Genomic DNA, 7,347 nt, shown 5'->3' on the forward strand with positions numbered 1-7,347 from the left:
CGATCGATCGCCACACCAACCCCGTGCTCGGCAGCGGGGCGCGGGAGGTCAGGGCCGGGGCGTGACGCGGCCCGTGAGGTGGAGGCGCCCCTTGCCGTCCCACGCCTGGTAGACGACACCCGTCGTCGGGTCGCCCGCGTCGTCGGGCACGGCCGGGGCAACCTGCCCGACGGCGTCCCGCACCGCGGCGGGCAGGTCGCCTGCGGGGCGCAGCGCCACGTCGACCATGCTCGGCAGCAGGACCGGCTTCGCGAACGTGACCGTCCAGTCGTACGCGTCGCCGCGGCGCGGCCCCGCCTCGGCCAGGGCGCGGGCGGCGGTGTACATGCCGTGCGCGATGGCGCGCGGGAACCCGAACGACTTGGCGCCGAGCCCCGACGTGTGGATGGGGTTCCGGTCGCCCGAGACGGCCGCGTAGGCGCGGCCCGTCCCCGCGCCCAGCGTCCAGCGCGCCGTCGGGAGCGGGGCGACGAACGCCTCCGTGCCCGACGCCGCCGTGGCGTCCTCGCCCGCCGGGTCGCCCGGGAGCGTGACGCCCTTCGCGAGGTAGGTCGAGACGCCCCGGTAGGCGAGCGCCGTCGCCGACAGACCGCTCCCGGACGCGCGCTCCTCGTCGGTGCGCTCGACGGAGACCTCCGTGACCAGGTCCACCTGGACCCCGCGCCGGTGCGGACGCAGCCGCTCGGCCCAGGCGCGTACCTCGAGCGTGTCGCCGAGCCGCACCGGACGCAGCACGGACACCGAGTTCGCGAGGTGCACCATGCCGAGCAGCGGCAGGGGGAAGTCGGTCCGGACCATGACGGCCGTCGCGAGGGGGAACCCGAGCACGTGCAGGTACCCGGCGGGCAGCACCTCGGACGGCGCCTCGCCCACGAGGCGCGCGTACCGCGCGAGGTGCGCGGCCCCGCCCATGTGGTCGGGCGCGGCGGCATCGCCCGTCGGCACGCCCGCGACGCGGTACGTGACCTCGGGCAGCTCCAGGTCACGACGGCCGCCGCCCGTGGGGAGGCGGTGCGCTGCGGCGATCCGGCCCGACGCCGCGAGCCCGCGCATGTACAAGCCGCCGAGCCCGGGGATCGCGGGCAGGGTCTCGACCCGGTCGGGCGCGCCCGACCGGGCTGCCGGCCCGACGCCGTCGGGCGCCGTCACCGGCCCACCACGTTCTGCCCGCACACGCGCAGCACCTGCCCGTTCACGCCCGCGGCCGCGGGGGACGCGAGGAACGCGATCGCCTCGGCCACGTCCACGGGCTGGCCGCCCTGCTGGAGCGACGCGACCCGGCGCGCGACCTCGCGCTGGACGAACGGGATCGACGCCGTCATGTCCGTCTCGATGAACCCGGGGGCGACGGCGTTCGTCGTGCCGCCCGGACCGCCCGGCGCGGCGAGCAGGCGCGCGAACGCGCGCGTGTGCCCGATGACGCCCGCCTTCGAGAACGCGTAGTTCGCCTGGCCGCGGTTGCCCGCGATGCCGCTCGTCGACGCGAGCGACACGATGCGCGGCGCGGACGAGAACCCGTTCGCGCCGAGCAGGTACTCGGTGATCCGCAGCTGCGCGGCGAGGTTCACCGCGACCACCGCGTCCCACTTGTCCGCGGACATGTTGGCGAGGAGCTTGTCGCGCAGGATCCCGGCGTTGTGCACCAGGATGTCGAGACCGCCGTGCCGCGCGCGGGCGTGCTCGAGGATGCGCGCACCCGCGTCGTCGGTGGTCACGTCGAGCTGGAGCGCCGTGCCCTTGATCTCGTTCGCGACCTTCGCGAGCGCCTCTCCGGCCGCGGGCACGTCGACCACCACGACCTTCGCGCCGTCGCGCGCGAGCGTCCGCGCGACCTGCGCCCCGATCCCGCGGGCCGCCCCGGTCACGACGGCGACCTTGCCGGCGAGCGGCTGGTCGGACCCGGCGGCGTAGGTGCTCGGATCGGCTCCAGCAGCCGTCTCGCCTGCCGAGGGAGAACCCTGGTCGGCCGGCGTCGCGGCGTTGACCTGGAGGAGCTGGCCGTCGACGAACGCGGACTTGGCGGACAGGAAGAAGCGGAGGGTCGCGAGGACGCTCGGGCTGTCGACCGGGGCGTCGTCGGTCACCTGGATGCCGTTTCCGGTCGCGCCGTAGCGCAGCTCCTTGGCGACGGAGCGCAGGAACCCGTCGACGCCCTCGCGGGCGGCGGCGAGCTCGGGGGAGTCGGTCTGGGCGGGGGCGCGCGAGACCGTCACGACACGGCCGTTCGGCGCGAGGCGCCGAAGCGTCGCGGAGAGCGCCAGGACGGGCGCGGACGCGTCCTCGGGGCGCTCGATCCCGCTGAGCACGACGACGACCGCGCCCCAGCGGGTCGTGTCGTCCGGGGTCTGGCGGACGTCGAGGTCCCAGGCGAGCAGGGCCTCGGCCACACGGTCGGCGTCGTCGCGCACGCCGGGCGTGCCGCCGAGCACGAGCACGGGCCCGACGGTGAGCGGGTCGCCCGCGCGGAAGCGGCGCAGCACCGCGGGACGCGGGAGGCCGAGCTTCTTGGCGAGCGTCTTCGTGAAGCCGGAGTTGACGGCCTGGACGTAGGAGTCGGTCACGGTGGTTCCTCTCGGGTCGTCGGGGCCGTCAGGCGGGGGCGTCGGTCGCGGGGTTCGCGGCCGGGGTGGACTCGAGGATCGCGGCGACGCCGAGGCCGCCCGCGGCGCACACGGAGATCAGCGCGCGTGCCGGCGCACCGGTCTCGGCGGTCTTCGCGGCGAGGAGCTTGGCCGCCGTCGCGACGATGCGGCCGCCGGTCGCGGCGAACGGGTGGCCCGCGGCGAGCGAGGACCCGTTGACGTTGAGCCGGGAGCGGTCGATCGAGCCGAGCGCGCCGTCGAGGCCGAGCTCGCTGCGGCAGTACTCGTCGTCCTCCCAGGCCTTGAGGGTCGTGAGCACGGTGGACGCGAACGCCTCGTGGATCTCGTAGAGGTCGAAGTCGCCGAGCGCGAGCCCGTTGCGCGCGAGCAGGCGCGGGACGGCGTGCACGGGGGCCATGAGTAGGCCCTCGTGGCCGTGCACGAAGTCGACCGCCGCGGTCTCGGCGTCGACGACGCGCGCGAGGAGCGGCAGGTCGCGCTCACGCGCCCACTCGGAGGACGCGAGCAGGACCGTGGACGCGCCGTCGGTGAGCGGAGTCGAGTTGCCCGCGGTCATGGTCGGCTCGGCGCCGTCGGCGCTGCCCGCGAGACGCTTGCCGTACACCGGCTTGAGCGCGGCGAGCTTCTCGAGCGACGAGTCGGTGCGCAGGTTGTCGTCGCGCACGAGGCCACGGAACGGGGTGACGAGGTCGTCGAAGAAGCCGGCGTCCCATGCGGCCGCGAGGTGCTCGTGGCTCGCGAGCGCGAGCTCGTCCTGCGCCTCGCGCGTGATGCCCCAGCGCGCCGTCGTGATCGCCTGGTGCTCGCCCATGGACAGTCCGGTGCGCGGCTCGTCGGTCGCGGGGGTCAGGGGCGCGAGGTCGGAGGGGCGCACCTTCGCGAACGCCTTGACGCGCTGGCCGAGGGTCTTCGCGTGGCTCGCCGCGAGCAGCGCCCGGCGCAGGCCCTCGCTCACGGCGATCGGCGCGTCGGACACGGTGTCGGAGCCGCCCGCGACGCCCGACTCGACCTGGCCGAGGCGGATCTTGTTCGCGACGGTGATGGTCGCCTCGAGGCCGGTCGCGCACGCCTGCTGGAGGTCGTAGGCGGGGGTCTCGGGGGAGAGCGACGAGCCGAGCACGGACTCGCGCACGAGGTTGAAGTCGCGCGAGTGCTTGAGCACAGCGCCGCCGACGACCTCGCCGAGCCGCTCGCCCTGGAGGCCGAAGCGCGCGACGAGGCCCTCGAGCGCGGCCGTGAACATCTCCTGGTTGCTCGCCGAGGAGTACTTCTTGCCCGCGCGGGCGAACGGGATGCGGTTCCCGCCCACGACCCAGGCGTCGCGGGGGGCGCCGGGGGTGCTGGTCGTCGGAGCCTGCTCGGGGGACTGCTCGGGGGTCTGGCGGGGGCTGGTGCGGTTGGCCACTGTGCCTCACTTCCTGTCCGTGCTCGCTGCGCTGCGTCGGTCCGGCCCGGGGAGGGTGCCTCTGCGCGAGTCCGACGGCGATGCAGTCGATGCCGCGCGGAGGCGAGGGAGAGGGCCGGCTGGTGTCCAATACCAAGAGTACCTGATACTCTCGGTTTCGTGAGTCGGGTCACAGGGCCGTGCCCTGCCCCGACGCGGTGCCGGAGGACCAGGCACCGACGACATCGAGGTCGGGCGCAACGGAGGGCGACGTGAACACAGGTGCCGACGCGCGAGCGGCCACCCGAGGACGGGTGCAGCCGGGCGTGGCGGTGGACGGCCGGTCGACCCGCTGGGACGAGCACCGGGCGGCACGCCGCGCGGAGCTCATCCGGGCGGCGAGCAAGGCCGTGCACCGCGGAGGCCCCGGGGTCTCCATGGACGAGATCGCGGCGGCGTCGGGGACGTCGAAGTCGATCATCTACCGCTACTTCGACGACAAGACGGGCCTGCAGGTCGCGCTCGGCTCCGCCGTCGTGGGGCAGATGCACGACGCGCTGACCCAGGCGGCCGAGTCGGCCGAGACCCCCAAGCGCGCGCTGCGCGCGATGGTCGGCGTCTACCTCGAGATGATCGAGAGCTCGCCCAACGTCTACTACTTCGTGACCCGCACGAGCGCCGTCGCGGGCACGGAGGAACCGGCGGCCCAGCTCGCGGCGAGCGGCCTCACCAACGGGACGGCCGGCGCGAGCCGTGCGCCCCTCGCGGCGTTCCTCGACTCGGTGATCGAGCTCGTCGCCGAGCCGTTCGCGCGCGTCACCGACGTCTCGTCCGCCGACGCCGCGGCCTGGGCCGCGGGCGCCGTCGGGTTCGTGCGTGGTGCCGGCGAGTGGTGGCTCGGTCACCGTGACCGGGCCGACGTCCCCGACCGCGAGCAGCTCACCGAGCGCGTCGCCGCCTGGCTCTGGGCCGGGCCTGTCGGCGTCCTCTCCCACAACCCGGGCACCGGACGTCCTCACGACGACCGGCGACCGTCGCCCGCGACCCGCCGCGACGGCGTCCGTCCCCCCACCTCTCGCCCTGAGCACCCGGCGACCGCCTCAGACCTCAAGGAGAAGCCATGACCGCCACGTCCGACCGTCCCGCCCTCGCGCAGCGCGCGACGCCCACCGGTGACGCGAGCGCGACGCCGCAGGGCGAGGCGCGCGTCGACGTCGCCGCCCTCGAGAAGCTCCTGCTCGGCCGGTGGGCCGACCTGCGCGCGTCGGCGCGCGCCACCGCGGGCGAGGAGGCGTTCCAGCGCATCGAGGGCCAGACCCTGCGCGAGCACCGCGAGCGCGTGCTGGAGCAGATGCACCTGCTCGTGGGCAAGGGCCAGGTGTGGCGCGGGTACCCGGAGCGCCTCGGCGGCGCGGACGACGCCGGCGGCAACCTCGCCGGGTTCGAGGAGCTGGTCGCGGCCGACCCGTCGCTGCAGATCAAGGCGGGCGTGCAGTGGGGGCTGTTCGGCTCGGCGATCCTGCACCTGGGCACCCCCGAGCAGCAGGACCGCCTCCTGCCGGGTGCCATGGACCTCTCCGTGCCGGGCGCGTTCGCGATGACGGAGATCGGGCACGGGTCCGACGTCGCGAGCATCGGCACGACCGCGACCTACGACCCGGAGACCGAGGAGTTCGTCATCCACACCCCGTTCCGCGGGGCGTGGAAGGACTACCTCGGCAACGCGGGGGTCCACGGCGTCGCGGCCGTCGTGTTCGCGCAGCTGATCACGAACAACGTCAACCACGGCGTGCACGCGTTCTACGTGCCGATCCGCGACACCGCGGGCGAGCGCGACGAGCTCGGGCGCCTGCCGTTCCTGCCCGGCGTGGGCGGCGAGGACGACGGCCAGAAGGGCGGGCTCAACGGCATCGACAACGGCCGCCTGCACTTCGACCACGTGCGGGTCCCGCGCACCGACCTGCTCGCCCGCTACGGCTCGGTCGACGCGGACGGCACGTACTCGAGCCCGATCGAGAGCCCGGGCCGCCGGTTCTTCACGATGCTCGGCTCGCTCGTCCAGGGGCGCGTGTCGCTCGACGGCGCCGCGGTCACCGCGTCGAAGCTCGGGCTCGCCATCGCCGTGCGGTACGCGAACGAGCGCCGCCAGTTCACGGGTGCGACGCCGACGGAGGAGGTCGTGCTCCTCGACTACGGCACGCACAAGCGTCGCCTGATCGTCCCCATCGCGGAGACGTACGCCGCGCACTTCGCGCACGACCGGCTGCTCGACCTGTTCCACTCCGTGTTCTCGGGCGAGGAGGACACCCCGGAGCAGCGTGAGGACCTCGAGACGACGGCCGCCGCGCTCAAGGCCACGAGCACGCGGTTCGCGCTCGACGTGCTCCAGGAGACGCGCGAGGCGTGCGGCGGGGCGGGGTTCATCACGGCCAACCGCATCACGAGCCTGCGCGCGGACCTCGACGTCTACGCGACGTTCGAGGGCGACAACACCGTGCTGCTCCAGCTCGTCGCGAAGCGCCTGCTCGCCGACTACGGCAAGCAGTTCAAGGGCATCACCCCGGGCCAGATGGCGCGCGTCGTCGTCGAGCGCGCGGGCGACATGGCCCTGCACCGCACGCCGCTCAAGCGCGCGGCGCAGGCGCTCGCCGACGTCGGCGACCCGCGCCGCGCCGCCGGCCACCTGCGCGACCCCGAGACGCAGCGCGCGCTCCTCACCGACCGGGTCGAGACGATGGTCGCCGACGTCGCGCAGGCCCTGCGCCCCGCGCAGAAGGCCGACCCCGAGACGGCGACGAACCTGTTCAACGCCCACCAGGTCGAGCTCGTCGAGGCGGCCCGCGCCCACGCGGAGCTGCTGCGCTGGGAGGCGTTCACGCAGGCGCTCGAGACGATCGAGGACGCGGGCACGCGCGAGGTCCTCACGACGGTCCGCGACCTGTTCGGCCTGAGCCTGGTCGAGCGCCACCTCGCGTGGTACCTGCTCAACGGCCGCCTCTCGGCGCAGCGCGCCCGGACGGTCACGAGCTACCTCGACCGCCTCATCGACCGGCTGCGCCCCCACGCGCAGGACCTCGTCGACGCGTGGGGCTACGGCCCCGAGCACCTGCGCGCGACGATCGCGACCGGCATCGAGAAGGAGCGCCAGGACGAGGCGCGCGACTACTACCGGCGCCTGCGCGCGAGCGGCGACGAGCCGCGGAGCGAGAAGTCGCTGCGCAAGGCCGCGAAGGGCGGCCCGCAGGCCCGCTGACCGGCCCCTCCCGGAACGTCCTCGGCACAGCAGCGGAGCGGTACCGCCGCCGAGGGTCAGGCCCCGGGGGGGGGGCGGGGCACCCCCCCCCGGGGCCCCCCCGCCGG

At 74.9% G+C, this 7,347-nt stretch carries 5 protein-coding genes; 2 read left to right on the forward strand and 3 right to left on the reverse strand.

Annotated elements, in window-relative coordinates; genetic code table 11:
- Nucleotides 1–48: 48 nt before the first annotated feature.
- From ACFWH7_RS09280 to ACFWH7_RS09290, 3 genes are read right to left on the reverse strand one after another with little or no spacing between them, the layout of a single operon-like run.
- Nucleotides 49–1,149, reverse strand: a complete 1,101-nt coding sequence (locus tag ACFWH7_RS09280; protein WP_378216209.1) for a MaoC/PaaZ C-terminal domain-containing protein — start codon at nucleotides 1,147–1,149, stop codon at nucleotides 49–51.
- The gene (locus ACFWH7_RS09285; RefSeq protein ID WP_378216210.1) at nucleotides 1,146–2,561 is read right to left on the reverse strand and encodes a 3-oxoacyl-ACP reductase; all 1,416 of its coding nucleotides are present in this window, start codon (nucleotides 2,559–2,561) and stop codon (nucleotides 1,146–1,148) included. Before ACFWH7_RS09285 ends, ACFWH7_RS09280 begins: the two co-directional genes overlap by 4 nt.
- A gap of 28 nt (nucleotides 2,562–2,589) precedes the next feature.
- Nucleotides 2,590–4,008 carry an acetyl-CoA C-acetyltransferase gene (locus ACFWH7_RS09290; RefSeq protein WP_378216211.1) on the reverse strand — a complete coding sequence of 473 codons (1,419 nt, stop codon included), beginning with the start codon at nucleotides 4,006–4,008 and terminating at the stop codon, nucleotides 2,590–2,592.
- Between the two features lie 251 nt (nucleotides 4,009–4,259).
- Here ACFWH7_RS09290 and ACFWH7_RS09295 point away from each other — a divergent pair, with 251 nt between their 5' ends.
- Nucleotides 4,260–5,111 carry a TetR/AcrR family transcriptional regulator gene (locus tag ACFWH7_RS09295; protein WP_378216212.1) on the forward strand — a complete coding sequence of 284 codons (852 nt, stop codon included), beginning with the start codon at nucleotides 4,260–4,262 and terminating at the stop codon, nucleotides 5,109–5,111.
- Nucleotides 5,108–7,240 (forward strand): acyl-CoA dehydrogenase family protein, encoded by a 2,133-nt coding sequence (locus ACFWH7_RS09300; RefSeq protein ID WP_378216213.1) that lies wholly within the window; start codon nucleotides 5,108–5,110, stop codon nucleotides 7,238–7,240. The genes ACFWH7_RS09295 and ACFWH7_RS09300 overlap by 4 nt, the downstream gene beginning before the upstream one ends.
- Nucleotides 7,241–7,347 lie beyond the last annotated feature (107 nt).

Origin of the sequence: Cellulosimicrobium cellulans, assembly GCF_042723955.1 — a bacterium.
Classification (GTDB): domain Bacteria; phylum Actinomycetota; class Actinomycetes; order Actinomycetales; family Cellulomonadaceae; genus Cellulosimicrobium; species Cellulosimicrobium cellulans_H.

Bases quoted from the DNA above. Each gene is read 5' to 3' on its own strand.
- ACFWH7_RS09300 (WP_378216213.1), top strand. From the start codon at position 5,108: ATGACCGCCACGTCCGACCGTCCCGCCCTCGCGCAGCGCGCGACGCCC.